We start from the raw sequence: 26,419 nt of genomic DNA, 5'->3' as shown, positions 1-26,419 counted from the left end.
CCATCACCCGCGCGGGTCGGCAGCCGACCGGTCTCCGCTTCCGCGCTTTCGAGAGTTTTTTCAACGACGACAGGATCATGGCGAACATCGAAAACGAGCGGCCAGGCGCCGCGGATACCGATCTTATGGGAAATGCCATGAGCATGTTGGTTCGGATCGCCCAAGCGATCGCCTTGCCCGCCGCGGCGGTTCTCGTCGCGCTGATCTGCGGCGGTATTTTGCTGAGCCTGAACGGCTTCAACGGCTGGGACGTGTTTTCGGTGATGATCGTCGGCGTGTTGCAGGACACGCGCTCGATCGCGGAGATCCTGCTGAAGTCGATCCCGCTCATCCTGATCGGCGTCGGTCTGTGCGTGGCGTTTCGCTGCAGCATCTGGAACATCGGGGCGGAGGGCCAGCTCTATGCCGGGGCGGTCGCGGCGACGATCGTCGGCGTGGCCTTCGAGGGGCTGACGCCCTGGATCTACGTGCCGCTGATCATGGTGGCCGGCGCCGCCGCCGGCGCGGCCTGGGCCGGGATCGCCGGCCTGCTCAAGGTCTATTTCCGCGCCAGCGAGATCGTCACCACGATCATGCTCAACTATATCGCGCTGATCGGGACCAGCTATCTCGTCACCGGTCCGCTGCGCGACGCCGCCTCGGCCTATCCGCAATCGGCGCGGCTGTTGAAGGAGGCTTGGATGCCGCGCATCCTGCCGCCGACGCGGCTGCATATCGGCATCCTGGTCGCCGTCGCGCTGGCGATCGCCTTCTATATCTTCCTGTTCCGCAGCAGTGCCGGCTACGCCGTGCGCGTGGTCGGCATCAATGCCAACGCGGCGCGCTATGCGGGTATCAATGTCGGCCGCAACATCATGATCGCCATCTGCATCAGCGGCGGCATGGCCGGGCTGGCCGGGGCGTTCGAGATCGCCGGCGTCACGCGCCGGCTCTACCAGAACATCTCGCCCGGTTACGGTTTCGAGGGCATCGCCGTTGCGCTTCTGGCCAACAACAACCCGATCGGGGCGATCTTTTCCGGCGGGCTGTTCGCCATACTGCGCTCCGGGTCCGAACTGATGCAGATCACCGCCCAGGTGCCGCAGGTTCTGGTGTCGGTGATCCAGGGCATGGTCATTCTCTCGGTCGTCGCCTTCGGCGTCTACCGGTTCCGCTCCGCCTCCCGTTCGCAGTAGGTTCATCATGGAAGACGTCGCGACACTCGGTTTCATCGCCACCACGATCGGCGCCTCCTGGCGCCTGGCGACGCCGCTGATCTTCGCCGCGATCGGCGAGGTGTTTTCGGAACGCGCCGGCGTGCTCAATATCGGGCTGGAGGGCGTGATGCTGGTCGGCGCCTTCGTCGGTTTCGCCACCATGTTCACCTATGGCAGCCTGCCGCTCGGACTGGCCTCGGCGATCGGCGCCGGCATGGCCGTCGGGCTGCTATTCGCCTTTTTCACCATCACCATCAAGGCCAACCAGATCGTGGTCGGTGCGGCGATAAACCTGCTCGGGATGGGACTGACGGCCTTTTTGTTCCGCACCTATTTCGTCGGCACCGGCCGCGGTGTGGAAATCGCGCAGCCGCTCGACATTCCCGGGCTCAGCGATCTGCCGTTCTTCGGCGAGGCGTTTTTCCGTCACAACGCCATCGTCTACAGCACGCTGCTCGTCGTGGTGCTCGCGGTGGTGGTGCTCTACAAAACCTCGTTCGGCCTGACCCTGCGCGCCGTCGGCGAGCATCCCAAGGCGGTCGACGTGGTCGGACGCAGCGTGGCCGCCTATCGCTACGGGGCGGTCATGATCGGCACCGGACTGGCCGGCCTCGGCGGCGCGTTTCTGACGCTTGGCCATTCCAACCAGTTCGTCGAGAACATCACCTCCGGCCGCGGCTTCATCGCACTCGCGGTGGTGGTGTTCGCGCGCTGGTCGCCGGTGGGCGCGTTCTTCGTCGCGATGCTGTTCGGCCTTTTCTATGCGCTCCAGCTCCAGCTTCAGGCGCAGCCGGCGCTCAACATTCCCTATCAGGCCCTGCAGGCGCTGCCTTACGTGATGACCATCGTCGCGCTGGTGATGGTGCGCAACAAGGCCGACACGCCGAAGATGCTCGGCGTCCCCTATAACAAGGCGTGAGGCGGGATCGATGACCACACAGCCCTTCCTTCGCATGGACAATATCCACAAGCGCTTCGGCGACCTCGTCGCCAGCGGCGGGGTGACGCTCGAGGTGGAGGAAAACGAGATTCACTCCCTGCTCGGCGAGAACGGCGCCGGCAAGAGCGTGTTGATGAACATTTTGTGCGGGGTCCTGTCTCCGAACGAAGGCCAGATCATCTACAAGGGGGCGCCGTTGCGGCTGGGCTCGCCGCGCGAGGCGATCCGGCACGGCATCGGCATGGTGCATCAGCACTTCATGCTGGTGCCCAACCTGACGGTGGCGGAAAACTACGTGCTCGGCCAGGGCATGCCGGCACGCGTCATCACCGACATGGGCGACGTGCATGCGCGGATTCGCGACCTGTCGGAGCGCTACGGGCTCGACGTGCGTCCCGACGCGCTGATCCAGGACCTTTCGGTCGGCGAACAGCAGCGGGTCGAGATCTTGAAGGTGCTGTTTCACGGCATCGACCTTCTGATCCTCGACGAGCCGACGGCGGTGCTGACGCCGCAGGAGACCGACCGCCTGCTGGTGCTGTTGCGACACCTCGTGAAGGACGGCAAGACGGTGATCTTCATCTCGCACAAGCTCGACGAGGTGATGACGGTCAGCGACCGCGTCAGCGTGATGCGCGATGCCAAGGTGGTGTTCACGACCCGGGCCGCCGACACCAATCCGCGCGAACTGGCGCGCATGATGGTTGGCCGCGACGTCCTGATGGACCTGCCGCGCACGAACGGGGCGCCGGGCCGCACCGTGCTTCGGGTCGAGGGGCTGAGCTGCGACAACGAGATCGGCCTGCCGGCGGTGCGCAACGTCTCGCTCGAGGTTCGCGAAGGCGAAATCGTCGGGATCGCGGGCGTGTCCGGCAACGGCCAGAGCGAACTCGCGCTCGCCATGACCGGGCTGTTGCCGGTCACGGCGGGCACGATTTCGCTCAATGGCGAGGAGATCAGCCGGCTGCCGCCGGATGAGGTCAATCGCCGGCCGCTCGCACACATTCCCGAAGACCGCCACAAGATGGGGATCGTCTTGCCGCTGGCGCTGACGGAAAACGTTCTGCTGCAGCGCTACAACAGGCCGCCCTTCGCCAGGCACGGGCTGTTGAAATTCGGCACGATCGCCGAGCACACGCGCGACCTGATCCGCCGGTTCCGGGTCAAGGCGTCGGGCGAGTTCGACCTGATCCAGAACCTGTCCGGCGGCAACCAGCAAAAGCTGGTCGTGGCGCGCGAGCTTGCCCGCGATCCCGATTTCCTGCTGATCAACCAGCTCACCCGCGGCATCGACATCGGCGCCATGGAACTGGTGATGCAGGAAGTACTCAAGCAGCGCGAGGCGGGGCGGGCGATCCTGCTGATTTCGACCGAGCTGGAGGAGTTGTTCGCCATTTGCGACCGCATTCTGGTGATGTTTCATGGCGAGCTGGTCGGCGAGTTGCCGCCCGACCGGAGCCGCATCGAGGAGATGGGCCTGCTGATGGCCGGCGACAGGCAGGAAGCGGCCCGACTGGCCGCCGCGTGTGTGTGATGCGCGAGCGCGGACGGCACTCTCATTCAAAATTCGAAACAATTTCGCGAATATTGTCGGATTGAAAATCAATCGCGATAGCGTCACCCTGCCGGATGGAGATGGCCGCGACGGCCATCGGACCCAGCAGGACGGAACCCGCCGTGTGAACGTAACGCTTCGCCAGATCCAGGCCTTCGTCGCCGTGGCGGAGCTTGGCCGTTTCAACCTTGCCGCCGGCCGGTTGAACCTGACCCAGTCGGCGATCAGCATCCTGATCAAAGAGCTGGAGACCGAGCTCAGGCAGAGGCTGTTCGACCGCCATACCCGCATGGTCAGCCTGACGGGGGCGGGGCGCGAGTTCTTTCCCCAGGCCCGCAAGGTGCTGGAAGACCTGGAAATCGCCGTCGACAGCGTGCACGAACTCGCCTCGCTGCGGCGCGGGCGGGTTCTGGTGGCCTCGGCGATCGTCCTGGCCGCCACCTTTCTGCCGCCGGTGATCGCCCGGTTCAACCGGCGCTATCCCGATATCAGCGTGCAGGTGCGCGACATGCCGGAGGAGGAGATCCGTCCGGCCTTGAAGCGCAACGAGGTCGATCTCGCCATCGGGACGGTCGCAGACGAGGACCCGGAGGTGGAATCCACCCATATGATGCGCGATCGGCTGATGCTGGTGTGCCGGGCCGACCATCGTTTCGCGCGCCAGAAGAATGTGCGCTGGTCGGATCTATCCGGCGAGGCGCTGATCGCGCTGGCGAAGGAAAATCCGCTGCGCGACCTCGTCGACCGGGCGCTGCTGCGTGTTGCCCCGGATGTCCGGCCGTCCTACGAGGTGCGGTTCTCGACCACCGCGATCAGTATGATCGCGGCCGGGCTCGGCGTTTCCGTGTTGCCCGAAAACGCCCGCCAACTCGCGCCGCTGGTCGACGTCAAGGTGATGAAGCTGGTCGAGCCGGCGATCAGCCGCGACGTGTCGGTGCTGCAGCACCGTCAGCGCGCCCTGTCGCCTGTGGCCCAGAAAATGAAGGAATATCTGCTCGACGCCGAACGCGAGCGCTGAGGCCGGGCGAGGGCGGCCAGCCAAGCTGGATCAGGCCCGCCGGGGCGTTTCTTCACGCGGTTGCGTAACGCCGCCGGCGGGCGATGGCTGGGAGGGAGGCGTATGCCTCCCAGGCTCAGAACACGACGACGCTTCGGATGCTTTCGCCCTTGTGCATGAGATCGAAGCCTGTGTTGATCTCGTCGAGGGTGAGCGTGTGGGTGATCATCGGGTCGATGGAGATTTTGCCGTCCATGTACCAGTCGACGATCTTCGGCACGTCGGTGCGGCCCCTGGCGCCGCCGAAGGCGGTGCCCTTCCAGGTGCGGCCGGTGACGAGCTGGAACGGCCGGGTCGAAATCTCCTGGCCGGCGCCGGCCACCCCGATGACGATGCTCTCGCCCCAGCCGCGATGGGCGCTTTCCAGCGCCTGGCGCATCACTTTGACATTGCCGGTGCAGTCGAACGTGTAGTCGGCCCCGCCGATCTGGTCGGCGCCGCGCTTGGTCAGATTGACGATCTCGGCCACCACGTCGTCCACCTGCGTCGGGTTGACGAAATGGGTCATGCCAAACTTCTCGCCCCACGCCTTCTTGTCGTCGTTGATGTCGACGCCGATGATCCGGTCGGCGCCGGCCAGCCGCAGGCCCTGGATGACGTTCAGGCCGATGCCGCCGAGCCCGAACACGGCCGCCGTGGCGCCGATCTCGACCTTGGCCGTGTTGAGGACGGCGCCGATGCCGGTGGTGACCCCGCAGCCAATATAGCAGATCTTGTCGAACGGGGCCTCGGGATGAACCTTGGCCAGCGCGATCTCCGGCAGCACGGTGAAGTTGGAAAAGGTCGAGCAGCCCATATAGTGGTGGAGCTTGTCCTTGCCGATCGAGAACCGGCTGGTGCCGTCGGGCATCAGGCCCTGGCCTTGCGTGGCGCGGATGGCGGTGCACAGATTGGTCTTCTGCGACAGGCAGGACGGGCATTGGCGGCATTCGGGCGTATAGAGCGGGATGACGTGGTCGCCCTTTTTCAGGCTTTCCACGCCCGGACCGACATCGACCACCACGCCGGCGCCCTCATGGCCCAGGATCGCCGGAAAAATCCCTTCCGGATCGGCGCCCGACAGTGTGAACTCGTCGGTGTGGCAGATGCCCGTCGCCTTGATCTCGACCAGAACCTCGCCGGCGCGCGGCCCCTCAAGATCGACCTCCATAACCTCGAGCGGCTGGCCCGCCCCAACCGCAACAGCCGCACGTGTCTTCATGGCAATAGTCCTCTTCGATCACATCATTAGGGGTTTGGGGATGGCGCGGCGCTGCGCGACCCGCGTCATCCTTTAAAGCGCGGAACGGTCGGAAAATCGATTCCCGTCCGTGGTGCCGATACCTTAAGCCGCACGTGCCCGGCTGGCCGGGAAGATGCCCGACATGACGATGAAGCCGTCAACCCGCTTGAGCCGGTCGCACCAGCGGCGGATCGCCGGATAGTCCTGGCGCGATATGCCGCCTTCCTCCGACAGCATCACATAGGGAAAACAGGCGATATCGGCGATGGTGGGAGCGGCGGCGGCGCACAGCCAGTCGCGGCCTTCCTGTTCGCCGAACCACAAATGCTCGTCGAGGATGCGAAACAGGCGGTGTGCGCCGGCACGGCAGGCGTCGATATCGACATCGTAGAACAGGCCGTCATGCAGCCTGGCGGCCGAAGCGGTGGCGGTGATGCCGTCGGCGAACGCCAGCCATTGGCTGACTTCGCCCAGAAGCCTGGGATCGTCGCGCGGATACCAGGTGCCGGAGGGGTCGTAACGCGCGGCCAGATAGACCAGGATCGCCTGGGCATCGCGCAGCACCAGTCCGTCATCGTCGACAACCGGAAGCTGGCCGAGCGGGTTCAGGCGCAGGAACCAGTCCGATTTGTGTTCGCGGCCGGGATAGAAATCGACCGGCACGGTCTCGTAGTCGACGCCAAGAATGCTCATCAAGAGCCGCAGCTTGTAGCAATTGCCGGAAAGTTCGTAATCGTAGAGCTTGATCATCCGCCTTGCCTCACAAATCCAGCACCAGCCGCGCCGAACGGGCGCGCGACACGCAGGTCATGATCTTGGTGCCACTGCGCTTTTCGGTGTCGTTCAGATAGACGTCCTGATGGTCCGGCTCGCCTTCGATGACGGTCGCAAGGCAGGTGCCGCACGCGCCCTGTTCGCATGAGGACGGCATGTCGACGCCGTTTTCGCGGACCATGTCGAGAATGGTGCGGCCGGCCGGAACCTGGAAGGTGAGGCAGGACCGCGCCAGCGCGACCTCGAAGGTGGAGCTGTCGTCGATCTCGTTGGTGTTCTTGAAGTACTCGAAATGGATCGCCTGTTCGGGCCAACCCCGTTCGGCGGCGACGCGGCGCGCGGCCTCGAGCATCGGTCCGGGACCGCACAGATAGAGGTGCATGCCATCCTGATAGGTCGAAAACAGGCTCGACAGCGTGTCGCCGGTGGCTTGCGGATCGAGGCCGAGATGCGGATGCAAGGTTGCGCCCAATCCGTCGAGCCGCTCGCGAAACGCCATCTGCGCCTCGTCGCGGGCGAAATAATGCAGCTCGAAGGCAAGGTCCTGATTGTGCAGGGCCTGGGCCATGGCGAGCAAGGGCGTGATGCCGATGCCGCCGGCGACCAGCAGCGTTTTGGAGGCGTCGCGGCGCAGCGGGAAATTGTTGCGCGGCTCGGAGATCGCCAGCACGTCGCCCTCGCGCACGGTGTCGTGCATGCACGAGGACCCGCCGGCGGATTCGGGCTCGCGCTTGACGCCGATGGTGAAGCGGTCGCTTTCGCCGGGGCCGTTGACGACCGAATATTGGCGGATTTCGCCGTTTGGCATGTGCACGTCGATATGCGCGCCGGGCTGGAAGGTCGGCAGGCCGCCGCTCAGCGGCGTAAGCTCGAAGCCGGCGATGCCGTCGGCTGCGGCCCATTTGCGTGCGACCTCGACCCGCAAGGTCGCCTTGCGGCCGTGCGGCGTCGGCTGCGGCATCTCGGCGAGCTCGGCCGGCACCGGATCGAAGATCGGTTCGATCGGGGCGGGCGCGGGCTCGCCGCGCACGGCGTCCTCGATCCGCTCGCGCAGGGCCGACAGGCGCTCATTGTGGTGGCGCAGCACCGCCATCCGTTGAGCGGCTTCCGGCTGCCGGTCGAGCACGCCGCGGATCACGGAACGCGCCGCGTCGACCGGCTGGACGAAGAACACGCAGCGTGTCTCGGCCGTTCCTTGGCGAGCCAGCAGCGCCAGCGAGAACGCGTCGGCGGTCTCGACGACCATTTCGGCGCCGTCGGCATCGAGTGCGCCGACCGGCTGGAAACGATGGGTTTGCAGATGCTCGACAACCCGGTCGGCGGCGGCATTGACGGGAATGCCGCGCAGCACCAGCAGGTCGCCCTCCGCCAGTCCGGCGATGCCGGGCACCTCGCCGACCGGTTCTTCGGCCGTCCACACGAAGCCGTAGCGCTCGACGGCGGAAAAGGTGCGGTTGGTGATGGTGCGGGCCGGCGCGTCGGCTGGGTGGGCGGGGATATAGGTGCAGCCGGCGGTGCGGTTGGAATAGCGCCAGCCATGATACTGGCATTTGAGCTCGCGACCGTCATTGATGCCGATCGACAGGCGCACGCCGCGATGCAGGCAGCGGTTCTCCCAGATGTTGACGAAATCGTCGTCGGCGCGCCAGACGGCGAATTCGCGCCCGAGCAGCTGCCCGTGGAAGACGTGGCGATAGGCGAGGTCGTGCGATGCGGCAATCGGGTGCCAGCGGTTCCTGGATTGGTCCAGCATGGTGCGCTCCGGATGAGGGGATCAGGCGGCGGCCGGGATGACGCCGTAGGTGACGCCCTTCTGGCTCAGCCAGCGGCGATAGGCGATGGCCGATTTGTCGGCGCGGATCGGGGTTTCGGCACGCGGGTCGAGCGGCAGCCGCTTGGGATACTGGTTTTCCAGGATCGGCTTGTCCTGGCCGAAGATCGTCTGCTGGAAACGCTTGATGACCTTGTCCTCGTTTTCGTCGTCGAGGACGCACAGCATCATGTGGGCGCGGATATGCTCCTGGTCGAGGGGCTGGAGGAACACCGCGATCACGTCCAGCCGGGTCTCGTCGAGCGGGCTCGACTTGTAGAGCACCGAGCAGAACGGGTGCGGCACGCGATAGATATAGTCGACATCGGCGCCGCCATCGGACGCGGTGGAGGCCATCGGCTGGAAGAAGCGGCAGCGCGTGGCAAGGATCTCGTCGCGATCGGTCGAGATCTCGACATCGTATTCCTTGACCTCGGTATGGGGTTCGGCACCCAGAATGTCGGTGTGGACATAGGGAAAATGGCCCATGTCGAGGAAATTCTCGATCGCGCGCGGGGCGGAGACATTGACCCCGATGGTCGCCGCATTGAGCTTGCGGCGGTCGGGCTCGGCATATTCGGGAATCGGGAAAAGCGCGGCCGGCGGCCTGCCGAGCGAGGCCCATACATAACCGTAGGCGCTGATTGCCGGCAGCGTGTCGGTCAGCGCCGCGACGTCGACCGGCGTGCCGGGCTTCAGGTCCTCGCGTCTGCGCCAGGCCGCCACGGTGCCGTCTCCGGCGACGGCGTAGGACAGGTTTTCCTCAAGCAGGACGGTGTCGATCGCGCGGGCGCGCGGCGCCTCGTCGATGGCGCCAAGCGGGTACCATTGATTGAGGGTCACGTGATCGGTGCATTTCGGCTCGGTCATGGCGGGTCTTTCGTTGTGGTCTGGGCGGCGCATCAGTGATGGGCGGGAATCGCGCCGTAGCGTACATTGTGGTCGCGCAGCCAGCGACGGTAATAGACCGACACGGCGTCGGCGCGGATCGGGGTTTCGGCGCGCGGGTTGAGCGGCAGCCGCTTGGGGTACTGGTTTTCCAGGATCGGCTTGTCCTGGCCGAAGATCAACTGCATGAAGGCGCGCACGCCGGCCGCGTCGATCCCGTCCTTCAGATAGCACAGCAGCGGGTGGGCGACGCAGTTTTCCTCGTCGACCGGCTGCACGAACAGAAAGATCACGTCGAGCCGGTCGGTCTGGACGGGATTGCTCTTATAGAGCGCGACGGTGTAGGGCCGCACGACCTTGTAGATATAGTCGACCATCATGCCGCCGCTGGCGGTCGGCGAGGCGGCGGGCTGGAAGAAGCGGCATTCGGTGGCCAGCACCTCGCCGCCCTCGGTGAGACGGACCTGATACGGCTGCACCTCGGTATGGGGCTCCTCGCCGAGCCAGCCCGTGTGCACGAAGGGGAAATGGCCCATGTCGAGGAAGTTTTCCACTGCCCGCAGGCCGGAAACCCGGACCCCGATCGAACCGCCAGTGATGATGTGACGGTCGGGTTCGTCGGTTTCGGGTATCGCCACGATGTCGCGCTCGGGGGTGCCGAGACAGGCCCACAAAAAGCCGTAGCGTTCGGTCGCGGCGACCGGCTCGTTCGTGTCCAGGCGGGTCACCGCATAGCCGGTCCGGCTCTCCCGCGCGGCCAAATCGACACCGAGCAGGCGCGCCCTATGGGTTTGGCCTTGCGGCAGGGTGGCGAGGTCGGCAATGATATGCCAGTCATTGACCAGCACGGGGTCGTTGCAACTGCGGTCTTGGCTCACGAAAAAAACCTCCCGGGCGGCCGTTTTTTGGCTCATTTTGCGTTGGAGCGAAGCCTGTTCGATGTGAAATTGGATAGCAATTCCTGTTTTTTTGAAAGTCCTTTCGGCATTTATTGATTGTGAAACCCTATCCATTGCCCTCCAATCGGCGCGTGCTGCAGGTTCCCGCGATGTGGCTTACCCCGGACGGGGTGCGCCCGGCTGTCGGGATGGGAGACCGCGGCCGGGAGGAGACCCTGTCATGAGCAGCCGCTCGCAGGCCATTGCCGACATTCTGACGCGGGCGATCATCGATCATCGTCTCGTGCCCGGCTGTAAGCTGGGGGAGCGCGAGCTCGCCGAGATCTTCGGCGTCAGCCGGATCGTCGTGCGCCAGGCCGTAATCAGGCTGGCCGATGACGGGCTTGCCCAGATCGAGCGCAATCGCGGTGCCTTCGTCGCCAAGCCGAGCATGCAGGAGGCGATGGAGATCTACGACGCGCTGACGCTCGTCGAACAGGGCGTGGCGGCGCAGTTGAGCGAGCGGCTCGGTCCCGGCGGATGGGCCGAATTGCGCCAGCACGTGGAACGCCAGCGCCAGGCCGTGGCCGCCGGCAACGACGCGCTCGCCGACGTGCTCGGCCAGGAGTTCCATTCCGTGTTCGTGCGGCTGAGCCGCAACAAGGTCATGCAGGACATCCACGCCCAGCTCGTGCGGCGCACGACCTTGCTGCGCTCGCTGGTCACGGCGGATTTCGACTATTGCAATCTTCTCGACGACCATTCGCGTGTCATCGACCTTCTGGAAAAGGGGCGGTTGAAGAAGGCGATGGAACTGATCGACACGCATCACCGCTCGGTGGTACGCGGCTACATCATGGACCGGGCCGTTTTTCCCGAACTCAGCCCGCACGAGGCGCTTGCGCCCTATCTCGCGGATGGGGCGGCAAACACCGAAGCGGCCAACGACGAGGCGGGCTCCGAGCATAAGGGCGCACAGATCTATGCGATTCCGCCAGCCAATCTCCGGCGCAACCAAGCCGGCGATCCGTAACCAACAGAGGGAACGATGATGAACGGATTTTCCAGACGAACCTTTCTAAAAAGCGCGGGCGCGGCGGGCCTGGCGCTGGGCGCCCCCGGCCTTGCGGGGTTTGCGCGCGCGCAGGAAAAGCTGAAGATCGGCGTCGTCTACGTTTCGCCGGTGGCCGAAATCGGCTGGACCAAACAGCACAGTCTCGGCGTCGAGGCGATCAGGGCCGAGTTCGGCGACGAGGTCGAGCTGACCGTGATCGACAATATCTTCAATCCGCAGGACGCCGAGCGGGTGTTCCGCGAGTTGGCAGCCAGCGGCAACAAGCTCGTCTTCGGCACCAGCTTCTCGCACGGTACGCCGCTGCAGAAGGTCGCGCCGCGTTTTCCAGACGTGGCGTTCGAGCACTGCTCGGGCATCGTGCACCTGAAGAATCTGGGCACGTTCGAGGCCAAATATTACGAAGGCACCTATGTCGCCGGCGCGGCCGCCGGCCATATGACCGAATCCGGCAAGATCGGCTTTATCGGCGGCTTCCCGATTCCCGACATTGTCGGCCCGGCCAACGCGCTGCTGCTCGGCGCGCAGAGCGTCAATCCGGACGTGACCTGCAACACCATCTTCCTCAATTCCTGGTTCGATCCGGGCAAGGAGAAGGAAGCGGCCAACACGCTGGTTTCGCAGGGTTGCGACGTCATCTGCTCGATGACGGACACGGCGACCGGCGTGCAGGTGGCCGGCGAGAAGGGCGCCTGGTCGATCGGCTATGCCAGCGACATGAGCCCGTTCGGCAACGGCAAGCACCTGACCGCCTTCGTGCTCGACTGGTCGAGCGAATATGTCGGCGCGGCCAAGGCCGTCGCTGCCGGTACCTGGAAGGCGGAGGAGCGCTGGCAGGGGCTTAACGGCGGCTTCGTCAAGATGGCGCCCTTTAACGAAGCGATCCCGGCCGAGGTGCAGGCCGAACTCAAGCAACTCGAGGCCGATATCGGCAGCGGCGCCGTGCACCCCTATGCCGGCGAGCTGCAGGACCAGGATGGGAACGTGAAGGCGGCGGCCGGCTCGGTGCTGTCCGACGCCGACATCCGCAGCATGAACTGGTTCGTCAAGGGCATGATCGGCCAACTCGGCTGAGGACTGCAATCACGGCGCGTCCGCCTGGAGGCGATGCCTCCCGGGCGGACGCTGCGCGCCCCAGTGAACGCGACCTTTTTGCGGTTCGTGCGGACCGCAAAAGATCCTAGCCAGGCAAACCCGCAATGACCCCACGCCTTGAACTGCGCAATATCTGCAAGACCTATCCGGGCGTCGTCGCCAATGACGATATCTCGATGTTGATCGCGCCGGGCGAGATCCATGCCGTTCTCGGCGAGAACGGCGCCGGCAAATCGACCCTGATGAAAATCATCTACGGCGCCGCACAGGCCGATTCCGGGACCATCCATTGCGACGGCAAACTGGTCGAGACGCACAACCCCGCGAGTTCGCGCGCGCTCGGCATCGAGATGGTCTACCAGCATTTCGCGCTGTTTGAGTCCGTCACGGTGGTCGAAAACATCGCGCTTTCGGTCAGCAGCACCTTTCACCTGGAAAGCCTCGCCGTAAAGATCACGGAACTGTCGCAGCGCTACGGCATGCCGATCGACCCCTATCGGCGGGTGCACGACCTGTCGGTCGGCGAACGCCAGCGCGTGGAGATCGTGCGCTGCCTGTTGCAGGCGCCGAAGCTGTTGATCCTGGACGAACCGACCTCGGTGCTGACGCCGCAGGCGGTGGTGAAGCTGTTCGAGACGCTGCGCCAACTCGCTGCCGAGGGCTGCAGCATTCTTTATATCAGCCACAAGCTCGACGAGGTGCAGGAACTGTGCGATTCGGCGACCGTGTTGCGCAACGGCCGGGTGACCGGCACGGCGCGGCCGCGCGAATCCACCTCCGTCGAGCTCGCGCGCATGATGGTCGGCTCCGACCTGCCGGAAATGCGGCTCGAGCCGGCGACGCCGAGCCCGGAGCCGGTTCTGGAGGTTCGCAACCTGTCGGCGTCGCCGAAGGACCGCTACGGCGTCGGCCTGAAGGACGTGTCGTTTTGTGTCCATGGCGGCGAGATCGTCGGCCTTGCCGGCGTGTCCGGCAACGGCCAGGCGGAGCTGATTTCCCTGCTGAGCGGCGAGCGACTCCACGCCCAGGCCGATACGATCCGCATCAACGGGCAGCCGGTCGGCCGTCTCGACGCGGCGGGGCGACGGCGGATCGGTACGGCGTTCGTGCCCGAAGAGCGGCTCGGCCGCGGCGCCGTGCCGCCGCACGCGCTGTGGGAAAACGCCATCCTGACCGGTCATCGCACGGGGCTGGTGCGCAACGGGCTCGTCAACCGGCCGAAGGCGCGGGACTTCGCGCGGGCGATCATCGACCGCTTCAACGTCAAGGCCAACGGGCCGGGAGCGAGCGCGCAGAGCCTTTCGGGCGGCAATCTGCAGAAATTCATCGTCGGCCGCGAGATCGAGCTGGCGCCAAAACTGTTTCTGGTCTCGCAGCCGACCTGGGGTGTCGACGTGGGGGCGGCGGCCTTTCTGCGCCAGACCCTGATCGATCTCAGTCGCGCCGGGGCCGCCGTGCTGGTGGTTTCGGAGGAACTCGACGAGCTGTTCGAGATCTGCGACCGGCTGCTGGTGATCTGCCAGGGCCAGGTTTCGGCGCCGCTGCGCACCGCCGAAACGGATCGCGAAGAGGTGGGCCTGTTGATGACACGGCTCGGTGGACAGGACGGCGACAAGAGGAGCGGCGAGCTTGCACTTCAGGATTGAACAACGGCCCGAACCGTCGGCGCGCATGCGCGTCGCCGCGCCGATCGTGGCGACCGCGCTGACGCTGTTGGTCGGCTCGATCGTCTTCGCCGCGCTGGGGCACAGCCCGCTTGCCACGCTGCACGCGTTTTTCATTGCGCCGCTCAGTTCCATGAACGGGCTTTCGGAGTGGCTGTTGAAGGCCTCGCCGCTGATCCTGATCGCCTGCGGCCTGGCGGTCGGGTTTCGCGCCAATGTGTGGAATATCGGCGCCGAGGGGCAGTTGATCATCGGTGCGATCGCAGCCAGCGGCGTCGGGCTCTTCTACCCCAGCCCGGAAAGCGTCCTCTTGCTGCCGCTGATGTTCGTGGCGGGCGCGCTCGCCGGCATGGGCTGGGCTGCGATCCCGGCCTTCCTGCGCGCGCGCATGAACACCAACGAGATCCTGGTCACGCTGATGCTGACCTATATCGCGGTGCTGCTGTTGTCGTGGCTCGTGCATGGCCCCTGGCGCGACCCGGCCGGCTTCAACTATCCCCAGACCGCGCTCTTGCCGCCGGCGGCGATGTTCGAGCCGTTCGACTATGCCTATCGGCTCAACGGCTCGGTCTTCATCACCGTGGTCGCGGTGGTTGCGATGTGGCTTTTTACCGACCGCAGCTTCCTCGGCTACAAGATGTCGGTCAGCGGCGCGGCGCCGCTTGCCGCGCGCTATGCCGGGTTCCGCGAATCCGCGGCGGTGTGGACGGGGCTGCTTGCCGGCGGGGCGGCGGCCGGCATTGCCGGCATGGCCGAGGCGGCGGGTCCGCTCGGCCAGCTTTCCTCGCAGATTTCGCCCGGCTACGGCTTTGCGGCGATCATCGTCGCCTTTATCGGCCGGCTCAACGCCTTCGGCATCGTTTTGGGCGGGCTGCTGATGTCGCTGCTTTTTCTCGGCGGGGATTCCGTGCAGATGACGCTCGGCCTGCCGTCGGCGCTGACGCGCATCTTCCAGGGCATCCTGCTGTTTTTCTTGCTGGCCGCCGATTTCTTCATCTTCTACCGCATCCGCCCGCTACGGGAGCACGCCTGATGGACCTTTTCATCGCGATCTTCACCGGCACGATCATTGCCGCCACGCCGCTGATCTTCGCCGCGCTCGGCGAACTGGTGGTGGAAAAGTCCGGCGTGCTCAATCTCGGCATCGAGGGCATGATGCTGGTCGGGGCGGCGTTTGCCTTCTGGGGGGTGATCGCCGGCCTGCCGATGCCGCTCGCCATCCTTGCCGGCGCGCTTGCCGGCGCGGCCTCCTCGCTGCTGTTCGGCGTTCTGGCGCTCACCTTCCTAACCAATCAGTACGCCGCGGGGCTGGCGCTGGCGATCTTCGGCTCGGGCCTGTCGGCCTTTATCGGGAGGGGGTTCGGCAGCGCGCCGATCGATGCGCTCGATGCGATCCACCTGCCGGTGCTGTCCGACATTCCGCTGATCGGGCCGCTTCTGCTGCGGTTCGACCCGCTGGTCTATCTGGCGCTGGCGATGTTCGCTCTCATCAGCTGGTTTCTCTACCGCACCAAGGCGGGGCTGGTGCTGCGCACGATCGGCGAATCGCCGGAGACCGCGCACGCGATCGGTTTTCCGGTGATTGGAATACGCTATCTCGCCGTGCTGTTCGGCGGACTGATGGCGGGGCTGGGCGGTGCCTATCTGTCGGTCGCCTATACCCCGCTATGGGTGGAGAACATGACCGCCGGACGCGGCTGGATCGCGCTGGCGCTGGTGGTGTTCGCGACCTGGCGTCCGCTCCGGGTGCTGCTAGGGGCCTGGCTGTTCGGCGGCATGACCATCCTGCAATTGCAGGGCCAGGCGCTCGGGCTCGGCGTCCCGTCTGAGCTTCTGTCGGCGCTGCCTTACGCCGCCACCATCGTGGTGCTGGTGATCATCTCGCAGAACCGCCAGATGCTGGCGCTGCATTTTCCGGCCTCTCTGGCCAAGCCGTTCCGGCCCGCGAACTGAGGCGCCTAAGGGCGCGGATCGCGGCGCCTCGGGCTCTCAGTAGCCGAGAATGTCGAGAAACCGGTTCCAGCGCATGCCGAGATTGAGCATCGGCGCGCGCAGGCGATGCAGCGGAAACGGACGCAACGGCGTCTCGGGCATTGAATGCTCTTCCGGCGTGCCGGCCAGGCGCGCGGCCAGCCAGGCGCCGAGGCGATGCGACAGCGCCACGCCGCGGCCGTTGAAGCCGGCAAGCACGTGGAGCTCGTCGGCGAGCCGGTGATAGTGCGGGAGGTAGTCGAAGGTGATGCCGACCAGCCCGGTCCAGCGCTGCTCGATCGGCAGGCCGGCGAGATCGGGAAAGACGCCGTGCAGGACCTGTTCCAGCACCGCATAGTCCGGCGCGTGAGGGCTTTGCGCCTGCGCGGAGGAAAACGACGCGCGGCCGCCTATGACCAGACGTCCGTCGGGGCTGCGGCGGAAATAAAGCACCAGCCGGCGGCTGTCATAAACCGTCTCGCCCCCGGCCAGAATATGGCCGTGCCCGGCCTTCAAGGGGGCGGTGGCGATCTGAAAACTGTTGACCGGCAGCAGCGAGCGGGCGAGGCCGGGAACGAGCGCGTCGCTGTAGGCGTTGGTCGCGACCGCAACCTTGCGGGCCCATAGCCGACCATGCGCGGTGTCGAGGCGCCACAGGCCGCGCGCGCGCGCCAAGGCTGTGGCCGGGGAATGGGGATGGATCGCGGCGCCGGCCTCGCGGGCGGCGCGCGCCATCTCGCGGGTAAGGTCGAGCGGCTGCACGCTGGCGCCGCGCGGATCGTAAAGGCCGCCCGGATAGCGCGTCGTTCCGACCCGGCGGGCGACGTCGTCCGGCCCGAGTTCCTCGACCGCGACGCCTTCCCGTTTCAGGGTTTTGGCGGCCTGCTTCAGGGTGGCGTGCGCGGTGGCGTTGTGGGCGAGGCGGAAGAGACCGGGCTGGCGCCAACCGCAATCGAGCGCCTTGCGCGCGATCAGCGCGCCGAGAAAGTCGGGTGCCTCCTGGCCGAAACGATGCAGTGCGCGCCCAGCCTCGCCGAAGCGCGCGGCCAGCGCCTTTTCGTCGAGCTTGATGCCCGGATTGACCTGACCGCCATTGCGGCCGCTGGCGCCGTGGCCGATTTCGTGCGCCTCAAGCAGCGCCGTCGCCACGCCGCGCTCGGCCAGATGCAGGGCGATCGACAGGCCGGTGAAGCCGCCGCCGACAATGGCGACGTCGACCTCGCGCTCGCCTTCGAGCGCGGGCGCCTCGAATGGCGGGGTGGCCGCCGCGGCAGCCCATAGTCCCTGGGCCGCCGGCCGGGCTGGGGCGCCGGGCACGGCCCTAGCCCTGCCGGACGAAGAAATGTTTGCTCATGGTCTCCTCGACCTCCCAGGTGCCGCGAAATCCCGGCGCGATCAGCGCGGTCGCCCCCGGTTCCAGTGCGATATCGGTGCCGTCGTCGCCGCGAATGCGGCCGCGCCCCTCGAGCACGTTGAGAAATTCCCATTTGTCGTAGGCGATGGTCCAGCAGCCGGGCGTCGATTCCCAGCGACCGCTGGTCATGCCGCCGTCGGTGAAGAAGATCCAGCTCCGCCATTGCGGGTCGCCGTGAAGAATGCGCTCGGCAGCGGGCCTGGTTTCGCGCGGCTCGGTTTCGGCGCGGTCGAAATCGATAATGTGCTTGTTCATGCGGGCAGTACTTCTGACGGTGTTGGGACGGCCGGCGTTCAGGACGCCGGCGGGAACAGGGCACCTTCGGTCGGCGACCAGGAAATCCAGATATCATTGCCCGGCTTGAAGGCGGCGGCGGGCCCCGAGCGTCCCTTGCGCACATGGATGGGGCCGAGCGGCGTGTCCAAGGTGAACCGGATGCTGGCTCCGAGAAATTCGCGCAGCTCGATGCGGGCTTGGAGGAGATTGACATCGGTGTCCGGTCGCTCGCCGGACATCTCGATCGCTTCCGGACGCACCATCAGCACCGCCTGTTCCAGCGCGCCGTCGGTCCTGTCCAGGGCGAGCAGCTCCAATTCCGGCGCCGTACGCGCGCTGACCCTGCGGAAGCGGTCTTCGGTCGCGCCCAGCGACACCGTGATACGGTTGGAATCGCCGACGAAGCCGGCGACGAAACCGGTGTTCGGCCGCTCATAGATCTCGTCGGGCGAACCGAGCTGGCAGATCTTGCCGTCCGCCATCACCGCGATGCGGTCCGACAGCGCCAGCGCCTCTTCCTGATCGTGGGTCACGTAGATGACGGTGACGCCGAATTCGCGCTGGATGCGTTTGATCTCGGTCTGCAACTGGTCGCGCAGGCTGCGGTCGAGCGCCCCCAGCGGCTCGTCCATCAACAAGACGGGCGGCTCGAAGACCAGCGCGCGCGCGAGTGCGACGCGCTGCTGCTGGCCGCCCGACAGCGCGCTGATGCGCCGGTCGGAAAACTGCTCCAGCGACACGACTTTCAAAACGCGCTCGACGGCCTTGCTGATGTCCGCTTCGGCCCATTTGCGCATGCGCAGCGGAAACGCGATGTTGTCGAACACGTCGAGATGAGGAAACAGCGCATAGTTCTGGAACACGACACCGAGGCCGCGTTTTTCGGGCGGCAGGGAAAGAATGTCGCGCCCGTCGATGCTGATGGTGCCGGAATCGGGCTCCGTCAGCCCGGCAACCGCCATCAAAGTGGTCGTCTTGCCGGACCCGCTCAGACCCAGAAGGGTGACGAATTCACCAGGTTCGATCGACAGCGACACGTCGTCGACGGCGACGAATTCGCCGTAGCGCTTGTTCAGTCCCGCGATCTCAACGGCTGCACCGGGCATAGCGTTTCTCCGTCGTTCTACCAGTAGCGTTGCGTTGCGTCGGTCAGAAGCTCGGGCCCGTTCTCGGTGACCAGGATGGTCTCCTCGAAATCGCCGAGATAGCCGTCTTGCGAAATGGTGCGCTCGACCGAGAGCACCATGTTGGGCACGATCTCGCGGCTGACGCCGCGGGCGAGCCAGGGGGCGTCCCAGCCGAGGCCGACGCCGTGGCCCATGGCGGAAAACACGCCGGTGACGGGAAAGCCCATCGCTTCCTGCTTGCCGAGGCCGGCGGCGCCGAGATCGCCGGCGGTCGCGCCCGGGCGTACCGCGGCGATGGTGGCGTCCACGCAGGCCTTGGCCGCCTCCAGAAACTCCACCTGCCGCTTCGACACCGGGCCGATCGCCTTGGCGCGGGCAAGATCGAAGACATAGCCGTTAAGGGCGCCGGAAATGCCGAGCCTGATCCAGCCGCCCTCCTCGAGCTTCTTGTCGGAGCCCCAGGTCGGGAAGTTGTTGCGGGCAAACCGCGACGGATCGCCGCCGACGCCGGAGGCCATGAAGGAATTGTAGAGAACGCCGCCGGCCGGAACCAGCACGTCGAGCCCGGCGGCCACGACCTCGCCGTGCGAGGTGCCGGGGCGCGCGGCCTCCATCATCGCCTCGATCATGCGCGAGCCGAGGCTGGACGCCCGGCGCAGCAGCGCGATCTCGGCCGGCGACTTGATGGCGCGCAGCTCGCCGACGACATCGTCGGCGGCCAGCAGGCTCATGTCCGGCAGCGCCTCGGCAAGTCTGCCGGCCATGGCGAACGACAGCACGTCGCCGCCGACCAGCCCGACCCGCGCCTTGCCGAGCCCGGCGCGCCGCAAGGCCTCGATGGCGCCTTCGACGACGAAGTCGGTGTAGTCGACCGTGCCGTCGTCGAGCCGGATGCGGCCATCGTCGGGAACGTCGATCACCAGTTGCGGGTCGCCGTCGACCGGCAGCACCAGGAAGGTGTGGGCACGTCCCGACCAATTGTCCGCGAAGTCGGGAATGAAGGGAAAATGGGTGTAAAAATTGGTCAGGTAGAACACGTCGGCATAGCGGTCGAGCGTGCCGCCGCCGCGCGAACACACCAGCAACGCGTCGAGCCCTCGTGCTTTGGCTTCTGCCTTGGCGCGCTGCCGGCGGGCGCTGAATTCTTCGGCCGGAATGGTTGGGGTCATGGTCGGTGCCGGATGTCCAGGTTGGCGGAGGGGGCTATCTGCGCTGGACGAGCCAGAACAGTGTCAGGACGACGCAGGAGACGATCAAAAGCAGGCATGAGGCCGCCGCGACGATCGGACTGATTTCGAAACGGATGCCGCTCCACATCTGGACCGGCAAGGTGGTGGCGTCGGCGCCGGCGATGAACAGCGCCACCACGACCTCGTCGAAGCTGGTGATGAAGGCGAAGACCGCGCCGGCGGTGATGCCGGGCGCGAGGATGGGCAGGGTCACGCGCACGAAGGCGGTTGTCGGCGTCGCGCCAAGGCTACGCGCGGCGTCGACCACGCGACGATCGAGCTTTTGCAGGATGGCGGAAACATTGATGATGACGAAGGGCAATGCGAGCACGGTGTGTGCGAGCACCAGTCCGGGGATGCTCGCCACCAGCCCGGCGCGCGCGAACGGCGTATAGAGCGCGGCGGCGGTGATGATGGTCGGGACCACCATCGGCATGATGAAGAAGAAGGTGACGGCGCGGCCGGTCCGGCGCGGCAGCTGGCCGAGACCGAGGGCGATCATGGTGCCGAGCGTCGTCGACAGGGCGGCCGTCAGCACCGCGACCACCGCGCTGGTTCCCAGCGAGCCGATCCATTCCGGCCGTTCGAAGAATTCGCGATACCAGTGCAGCGTGAAGCCGCGCGGCGGGAAGGTGATGAAATTGGTCTCGGTGAAGGAGATCGGCGCCACCGCCAGTGTCGGCAGCACCAGGAACACGCAGACCGCCGCGGCAAAGGCCGTCAGCACAGCACTCGACAGACGTCCGGTCATCGTGTGCCCCACAGGCGGCCGAGGTCGAAGAAACGGTCGCCGATCCAGTAAAGCGTGATCGTGGCCACGAGCAGCACCGTCGACAAGGCGGCGGCGAAAGGCCAGTTCAGCGTGCTGTTGATGTTGAACTCGATGAGCTGGGCGAGAAGGATGTCGCGCGGACCGCCCAAAAGCGCGGGCACGACGAAGAAACCGAGACTGAGCATGAAGACCAGTAGCAGGCCGGCGAGCACGCCGGGCATGGTGAGGGGAAGATAGACGCGTGTGAAGGCGGCCAGCGGGCTGGCGCCGAGCGAGCGCGCCGCGCTCGGCAGGGTCGGGTCGAGACGGCTCATTACCGCGGCCAGCGGCAGCACCATGTAAGGCAGCATGATCTGGGTCATGCCGATCAGCACGCCCGTGGTGTTGTGGACCAGCGGAATCGCGCCGTCGATCAGGCCGATCTCACGCAGCAGGCCGTTGATGATGCCTTGCGGGTTCAACAGCACGATCCAGCCATAGGACCGCACCAGCAGGTTGGTCCAAAACGGGATCAGCACGCAGAGGAGAATGACCGCCTTGCCGAGCGGACCAGACCGGTTGAGCTGATAGGCGAGTGGGTAGCCGAGCAACAGGCACAGCACCGCCACCTGGGTGCTGAGCAGCAGCGTGCGCCCGATAACCCGGACATAGATCGGGTCGAGAAAGACACGCTGGTAATGGACGAATGCACCGGCCGAATCGCTGAAGCTGGTGGCCACCAGGCGGGCGACCGGCCAAGCGAAGAGGATCGCCAGGAAGGCGAGACCGGGCAGCAGCAGCGCGCCGGAGCGCCAGTTCATCGATTTGCCGGGCATTGCGTCCATTTCCGTCGCGTCGGGCGCGGTCGTTTACGAAAGTTTCCAGGCGTTGACCTTGTCGGTCACGGCGGCGAGGTTTTCGCCCCACCATTTCTCGCCCAGAATCACGGCCTTGTCGCGCATTTGCGGTCCGCCGGATAGGGTCTCGGCGCGCTCCTGCGGGATCATGTCGAAGGCTTCCGGCACCACCGGGCCATAGGTGTAGGCCTCGGCAATGGCGGCCTGGGCGTCCGGGGTCAGTGCGTAGGCCAGGAAGCGCATGGCGGCGTCCTTGTTGGGGGCGCCTTTGGGCACCACCATCGCCGACCAAGTGAGGAAGCTCAGCCCGTATTCGATCTCGATCGGCGCGCCGTTGTTGCGCGCATTGAGCGCGCGGCCGTCGGGCACGAGCCCGATCGCGGCCTGGCCGTCAGACAGGTACTGCTCGCCCTGGGCATTGGTCTCGTAGAACAGGATGTGGTCGCGGATCGTGCCGAGCTTGGCCAGCGCGCGGTCGATGTCGAGCGGGTAGAGATCGGCCGGCGCGACGCCGTCGGCAAGCAGCGCGGCTTCCAGATAGGCGCCGTTGGCCTTGGTGTAGAAGGCGCGCTTGCCTGGGAATTTCTCAACGTCGAACACGTCGGCGAAGGTCTTGGGGCCGGGGGCCAGATCCTTATTGTAGGCGATCAGCCGGGAAAACAGCACCTGCGGCACCGAATAATCGGTGATGAGATCCTGGCCTTCCATGATCGGGCTTTTGTCGACGACGCCGAAATCGATCGGCTCGAGCAGGTTCTTTTCCGCCCCGATCCACTGGAAGTCGGGCAGCACCTCGACGATGTCCCATTCCGTGTTGCCGGATTCCACCATGGCCTGGATGCGGCCGTAGCTGTTGCCGGGCACGGAGCGCACGGCAATCCCGGTCTTTTCGGTGAACGGGTCGAACCAGGCCTCGCGCATCGCGGCTTCCCAGGAGCCGCCCCAGGACGAAAAGACGATCTCGCCGTTCTGCTGCGCGCGCAGCACCGCGGGCGCGGCCAGCAGCGCGACACCGGCGCCGCCGAGTTTGAGAACGTCGCGGCGGGTGGGGGTGAACGATTTCGGATTGCGGGTCATGTCTGCCAGCCTCCTTTGGCTTGGAATTGGTAAGTACCATGTAGACCAATTTGAGGGTAAACATCATAAAACAGGCTTGTAAAGAGGAAAAACGAGGGAATGGTTCGCTTGATTTGTGTAAATAGGTATGATTGGTATGTTGGAAGATGGACAACCATACGGAGCACAGGGCGGCGTGACGCAAGGCTGGAGCATCGCTCGCGCGCATTCGCGCGACAATCTTCTCGAGCAGTGCCGGCAGGCGCTCGGCGACGGAAGCCTGCAGCCGGGCCAGCGGCTGCCCAATGAACGCCGGGTGGCGGAAATGTCCGGCCTGTCGCGCTCGACGGTGCGCGCGGCCTTCGACCTGTTGGAACGGGAAGGGCTGATCGTGCGCCATGTCGGGCGGGGAACCTATGTGGCGGAGGATGCGGCCAAGGCCGCGCCGAGCGCCGAGGGAGGGGATTTCAGGCCGGCCGAACTGATGGAATTCCGCCTGATGGTGGAGCCCTCGCTGGTCGAACTGATCGTGGTCACGGCCACCGACGCGCGGCTGGATGCCCTGTCCGCACTGGTGCGCGGCGGGCGCGACGTGCGGCTATGGCAGGAGGCGGAGGAGGCCGACCGGGCCTTTCATCGCGGCCTGTTCGACGCCACCGACAACCGCATCTTTTCCGATCTCGGCCAACGGCTGAGCGCGATGCGCGACAGTCGAAGCTGGATGCGGCTGAAGGAGGGCAGCTTCTCGCTGGAGAAGTGGCAAATCTACCAGCAGGAGCACGAGGTGATCGTGGCGGCGCTGCTCGACCGCAACGCCGAGAGCGCCCGCAACGCGCTCCGCCGCCATCTGGGCGGCGTGCGAGCCAACGCGCAAATGGCGACGTCGGATCTTTAAACCGCTCTCCGGGGACCGGGGTCTTGCATCGGCGGCGCGACGCGCTGCCGCGCGGCGTGCGGATGCGGCTTGCCGCGGCCGGCCCTCGCGTGTCGATGCAAGGCCGGACGCCGGGACAGTCGGGTCCCGGCGCTTTGCGACCGGGCCTCAGTAGCCGAGCGCGCAGCCGTCCTTGCGCGGGTCGGAGCCCCCGAGCAGCGTGCCGCGTTCCCAGTCGATCCAGATCGCCTGGGCGCCGCCGATCGGCCAGCTCGGCGGCTGCACGGTAAAGCCGCGTCGTTCCAGGTCCGGTCCGACCGCCTGGCGCAGGCGCGTCTCGGCCTCGACGGTCGCGGTGCCCGGCAGCGGGAACAAGCGCGGAGCGTCGATCGCGGCCTGGACGTCGAGACCGTGGTCGATCATCAGGCTGAGAAACTGGGCGTGGCCCATGGCCTGATAGTGACCGCCCATCACGCCGAACGGCATGACGGCGCGGCCGTCGCGCGACAGCATGCCGGGGATGATGGTGTGCATCGGCCGCTTGCCGGGCGCGATCGCGTTGCGGTGGCCGCGCTGAAGGCTGAAGCTCTGGCCCCGGTTGTGGAACAGCACGCCCGATCGCGGCGTCATGAGTCCGGATCCATAGGGGTGGAAGATCGAATTGATGAAGCTGACGGCGTTCCGGTCCTTGTCGACGACGCAAATATAGACCGTGTCTTTATGCTCGACCGTGTCGCCGGCGGCCTGCGGGCTCATGGCCCGGTAGCGGTCGATCCGGCGCGCCAGCCGGTCGGCGAAGGCGTCGGACAGGAGGTCGTCGAGCGGCACCGCGGCGGTGCCCATATCGGCCACGTAAAGGTCGCGGGCGGCGTAGGCGAGGCGGGTCGCCTCGACCAGCACATGCAGATTGTCGATCCCCTGCGGGGCACCCGACGGGGCGATCCGTTCCAGGATATTCAGGATCATGAGCGCGACCACGCCCTGGCCGTTGGGCGGGCATTCATGCACCGTCCAGCCGCGATAGTCGGTCTTGATCGGGGTGACATATTCGCCGGCGGCGGACGCAAAATCGTCGCGCGTGTGCAGGCCGCCGCGCGCGCGCAGAAATTCGACCATCTCCTCGGCTACCGCGCCGCGATAAAAGGCTTCGGGGCCCTCGCGCCCGATCGCGGCCAGCGTGTCGGCGAGGGCCGGCTGGCGCTGGACGGCGCCGATGGCCGGCGGCTCGCCGTCGACCAGGAAGGTGGCGCTTGCCGCCGGGTCGGCGGCGATCAGGGCCTGCTGCAACTCGGTGTCGCGGGCAACGCGCGGCGTGATCGCATAGCCGTCGCGGGCGAGGTCGATCGCCGGGGCGAGGATTTCGGCAAGCGGCATGCGGCCGTGGTCGGCGACCAGCCGCGCCCAGGCCTCGACCGCGCCGGGAATGGTGACGGCATGCGGGCTGGCGCGGTCGATGGCGGCGATGCCGGCGTTTTCGTACCAGTCGAGCGTGGCGGCCGCCGGGGCGCGCCCCGAACCGTTATAGGCGAGGGGTTCGGCGCTGCCTGCCGGCGTCATCAGCACGAAACAGTCGCCGCCGATGCCGGTCGATCCGGGCTCCACCACGCACTGTACCGCGCAAGCGGCGACGGCGGCGTCGATGGCGTGTCCGCCCGCCTTCAAAATGTCGAGCGCGGCCACTGTGGCCAGCGGGTGCGAACTTGCCGCCATGGCGTTGCGGCTCGCGGCAAGCGAGCGGCCCGGATTCTCGAAATCACGCATCGATCCTGTCCTTCAGTGCGGCCTCTTCCAGCCGGAAAATGGGTGTGTTGCGCTCGTCACCGGCGCCCTTCCGCGAGTGGCCGGTGTGTCCCGTGCAGCAGCGATTGCGCGTCGACGACCCGTTGCAGGTCGTCACGCGAACGCTGCACGTGCAGCTTGGCGGCGCGGGCGGCGCGTTTCCCGTCGCGCGCGGTGACGGCGGCGACGATCTCCTTGTGCTCGGCGCGTGTCAAATCCCAACGGTCGATCCACAAAACGTCAACCCAGATCAGCAGCGACAGGCGCCCGTAAAGGGCGTTCAGCGTGTCGATCAGGAAGCGTTGGCCGGTTTCGCGAACGATGATCTCGTGGATGCGCATGCCGGTGCGCACCTCCTCGGCGAGATCGTCGAGCGACAGGTGTTCGTGTGCCTCGAAGGCGGCGAGCCGCCGCATCACCGCGTCGAGCTCCGCGATGCCCTTCTCGGTGATCGAGTCGGCGGCCAGGGCGGCGGCGTGGGCGTCCAGAAGCATGCGCAGATCGAGAAGCTCGCCGGCCGTCTTCAGGTCGACGACGGTTACCGTGTAGCCGCGATGCGGCTGGTTTTCCACCAGCCCCTCGATCTCGAGCTTGTTGAGCGCCTCGCGCAGCGGCGTGCGGCTGAGGCCGAGCTTGTCCGACAGCTCGCGTTCGCGCAGCGGCTCGCCGGGCCGCACCTCGCCCCTGAGGATCATGGCGCGCACGCGGTCGAACGCCGTCTGCTTCAGCGTGGCCGGGTTCCTGTCGATATTGCCGGAGCCTTTCATGGTGCGCTCCAATCACGATGGTATACAATTGTCAATCGTTTGGTATTTCATCTGCCTTCCGATCGTCGTGCCTGCGGATCGGTCCGGGCGAACAGACCGGGGCACGGTTGCGAACCCGGTTCGGACAAGGGCGCGACACCGGCGGATTTCCCTTGCCGGCGCGCAGG

General features: G+C 66.2%; 24 protein-coding genes. 10 read left to right on the top strand and 14 right to left on the bottom strand.

Annotated elements, in window-relative coordinates; translation table 11 throughout:
• Positions 1–137 precede the first annotated feature (137 nt).
• The 4 genes from C7T96_RS08540 to C7T96_RS08525 all read left to right on the top strand — a co-directional run bounded on the left by C7T96_RS08540 (position 138) and on the right by C7T96_RS08525 (position 4,709).
• Positions 138–1,175, top strand: coding sequence for an ABC transporter permease (locus tag C7T96_RS08540; protein WP_238719957.1), 1,038 nt, complete (start codon positions 138–140; stop codon positions 1,173–1,175).
• Positions 1,176–1,182: 7 nt separating this feature from the next.
• A complete protein-coding gene (locus C7T96_RS08535; protein WP_106570777.1) occupies positions 1,183–2,115 on the top strand; it encodes an ABC transporter permease in 933 nt (310 codons plus the stop codon).
• 10 nt (positions 2,116–2,125) lie between these two features.
• Positions 2,126–3,670 (top strand): ABC transporter ATP-binding protein, encoded by a 1,545-nt coding sequence (locus C7T96_RS08530; RefSeq protein ID WP_106570776.1) that lies wholly within the window; start codon positions 2,126–2,128, stop codon positions 3,668–3,670.
• A gap of 145 nt (positions 3,671–3,815) precedes the next feature.
• A complete protein-coding gene (locus C7T96_RS08525) occupies positions 3,816–4,709 on the top strand; it encodes a LysR family transcriptional regulator (protein WP_106570954.1) in 894 nt (297 codons plus the stop codon).
• Between the two features lie 115 nt (positions 4,710–4,824).
• Here C7T96_RS08525 and C7T96_RS08520 read toward each other — a convergent pair whose 3' ends face one another.
• The 5 genes from C7T96_RS08520 to C7T96_RS08500 all read right to left on the bottom strand — a co-directional run bounded on the left by C7T96_RS08520 (position 4,825) and on the right by C7T96_RS08500 (position 10,320).
• Complete coding sequence (locus C7T96_RS08520) at positions 4,825–5,949, bottom strand: S-(hydroxymethyl)glutathione dehydrogenase/class III alcohol dehydrogenase (RefSeq protein ID WP_106570775.1); 1,125 nt, start codon at positions 5,947–5,949, stop codon at positions 4,825–4,827.
• A 123-nt stretch (positions 5,950–6,072) separates the two neighbouring features.
• Positions 6,073–6,720, bottom strand: coding sequence for a glutathione S-transferase (locus tag C7T96_RS08515; RefSeq protein ID WP_106570774.1), 648 nt, complete (start codon positions 6,718–6,720; stop codon positions 6,073–6,075).
• A gap of 10 nt (positions 6,721–6,730) precedes the next feature.
• On the bottom strand, positions 6,731–8,497 hold the full coding sequence (locus tag C7T96_RS08510) for a Rieske 2Fe-2S domain-containing protein (protein ID WP_106570773.1): 1,767 nt from the start codon (positions 8,495–8,497) through the stop codon (positions 6,731–6,733).
• A 21-nt stretch (positions 8,498–8,518) separates the two neighbouring features.
• A complete protein-coding gene (locus C7T96_RS08505; RefSeq protein ID WP_106570772.1) occupies positions 8,519–9,424 on the bottom strand; it encodes an aromatic ring-hydroxylating dioxygenase subunit alpha in 906 nt (301 codons plus the stop codon).
• 32 nt (positions 9,425–9,456) lie between these two features.
• Complete coding sequence (locus tag C7T96_RS08500) at positions 9,457–10,320, bottom strand: aromatic ring-hydroxylating dioxygenase subunit alpha (protein ID WP_106570953.1); 864 nt, start codon at positions 10,318–10,320, stop codon at positions 9,457–9,459.
• A gap of 241 nt (positions 10,321–10,561) precedes the next feature.
• Between C7T96_RS08500 and C7T96_RS08495 the strand changes: the two genes are divergently transcribed.
• From C7T96_RS08495 to C7T96_RS08475, 5 genes are all read left to right on the top strand, one after another.
• Positions 10,562–11,353, top strand: coding sequence for a GntR family transcriptional regulator (locus C7T96_RS08495; protein WP_245414099.1), 792 nt, complete (start codon positions 10,562–10,564; stop codon positions 11,351–11,353).
• An 18-nt stretch (positions 11,354–11,371) separates the two neighbouring features.
• The gene (locus C7T96_RS08490; protein ID WP_106570952.1) at positions 11,372–12,466 is read left to right on the top strand and encodes a BMP family ABC transporter substrate-binding protein; all 1,095 of its coding nucleotides are present in this window, start codon (positions 11,372–11,374) and stop codon (positions 12,464–12,466) included.
• Between the two features lie 125 nt (positions 12,467–12,591).
• Positions 12,592–14,133, top strand: coding sequence for an ABC transporter ATP-binding protein (locus C7T96_RS08485; protein WP_106570771.1), 1,542 nt, complete (start codon positions 12,592–12,594; stop codon positions 14,131–14,133).
• Positions 14,117–15,184: an ABC transporter permease gene (locus C7T96_RS08480; protein WP_106570770.1), complete on the top strand. Its 1,068-nt coding sequence runs from the start codon at positions 14,117–14,119 to the stop codon at positions 15,182–15,184. Before C7T96_RS08485 ends, C7T96_RS08480 begins: the two co-directional genes overlap by 17 nt.
• Positions 15,184–16,104, top strand: a complete 921-nt coding sequence (locus tag C7T96_RS08475) for an ABC transporter permease (RefSeq protein WP_106570769.1) — start codon at positions 15,184–15,186, stop codon at positions 16,102–16,104. The genes C7T96_RS08480 and C7T96_RS08475 overlap by 1 nt, the downstream gene beginning before the upstream one ends.
• A gap of 36 nt (positions 16,105–16,140) precedes the next feature.
• Here C7T96_RS08475 and C7T96_RS08470 read toward each other — a convergent pair whose 3' ends face one another.
• Genes C7T96_RS08470 through C7T96_RS08440 form a run of 7 tightly spaced genes read right to left on the bottom strand, consistent with a single transcriptional unit; the run spans position 16,141 to position 22,853 of the window.
• Complete coding sequence (locus C7T96_RS08470) at positions 16,141–17,439, bottom strand: FAD-dependent oxidoreductase (protein WP_158264329.1); 1,299 nt, start codon at positions 17,437–17,439, stop codon at positions 16,141–16,143.
• A gap of 4 nt (positions 17,440–17,443) precedes the next feature.
• A complete protein-coding gene (locus C7T96_RS08465; protein ID WP_106570767.1) occupies positions 17,444–17,791 on the bottom strand; it encodes a cupin domain-containing protein in 348 nt (115 codons plus the stop codon).
• Positions 17,792–17,829: 38 nt separating this feature from the next.
• A complete protein-coding gene (locus C7T96_RS08460; RefSeq protein WP_158264328.1) occupies positions 17,830–18,918 on the bottom strand; it encodes an ABC transporter ATP-binding protein in 1,089 nt (362 codons plus the stop codon).
• A gap of 17 nt (positions 18,919–18,935) precedes the next feature.
• A complete protein-coding gene (locus C7T96_RS08455) occupies positions 18,936–20,108 on the bottom strand; it encodes a Xaa-Pro peptidase family protein (RefSeq protein WP_106570766.1) in 1,173 nt (390 codons plus the stop codon).
• A 34-nt stretch (positions 20,109–20,142) separates the two neighbouring features.
• On the bottom strand, positions 20,143–20,919 hold the full coding sequence (locus tag C7T96_RS08450) for an ABC transporter permease (RefSeq protein ID WP_106570765.1): 777 nt from the start codon (positions 20,917–20,919) through the stop codon (positions 20,143–20,145).
• On the bottom strand, positions 20,916–21,755 hold the full coding sequence (locus C7T96_RS08445; RefSeq protein ID WP_158264327.1) for an ABC transporter permease: 840 nt from the start codon (positions 21,753–21,755) through the stop codon (positions 20,916–20,918). The genes C7T96_RS08450 and C7T96_RS08445 overlap by 4 nt, the downstream gene beginning before the upstream one ends.
• Positions 21,756–21,788: 33 nt before the next feature.
• Positions 21,789–22,853 carry an ABC transporter substrate-binding protein gene (locus tag C7T96_RS08440; protein WP_106570763.1) on the bottom strand — a complete coding sequence of 355 codons (1,065 nt, stop codon included), beginning with the start codon at positions 22,851–22,853 and terminating at the stop codon, positions 21,789–21,791.
• Between the two features lie 175 nt (positions 22,854–23,028).
• Here C7T96_RS08440 and C7T96_RS08435 point away from each other — a divergent pair, with 175 nt between their 5' ends.
• Positions 23,029–23,727: an FCD domain-containing protein gene (locus C7T96_RS08435; RefSeq protein WP_158264326.1), complete on the top strand. Its 699-nt coding sequence runs from the start codon at positions 23,029–23,031 to the stop codon at positions 23,725–23,727.
• A gap of 147 nt (positions 23,728–23,874) precedes the next feature.
• On the opposite strand, the gene ggt is transcribed toward C7T96_RS08435, so the two are convergent.
• Together ggt and C7T96_RS08425 are read right to left on the bottom strand one after the other, a co-directional pair.
• The gene (gene ggt / locus C7T96_RS08430; protein ID WP_106570761.1) at positions 23,875–25,467 is read right to left on the bottom strand and encodes a gamma-glutamyltransferase; all 1,593 of its coding nucleotides are present in this window, start codon (positions 25,465–25,467) and stop codon (positions 23,875–23,877) included.
• Positions 25,468–25,523: 56 nt separating this feature from the next.
• Positions 25,524–26,252: a GntR family transcriptional regulator gene (locus C7T96_RS08425; RefSeq protein ID WP_106570760.1), complete on the bottom strand. Its 729-nt coding sequence runs from the start codon at positions 26,250–26,252 to the stop codon at positions 25,524–25,526.
• Between the last annotated feature and the right edge of the window lie 167 nt (positions 26,253–26,419).

Source organism: Nitratireductor sp. StC3 (genome assembly GCF_003015025.1).
Lineage (GTDB): Bacteria > Pseudomonadota > Alphaproteobacteria > Rhizobiales > Rhizobiaceae > Mangrovimarina > Mangrovimarina alexandrii.
This window is presented reverse-complemented; position numbering and strand designations above follow the sequence as displayed.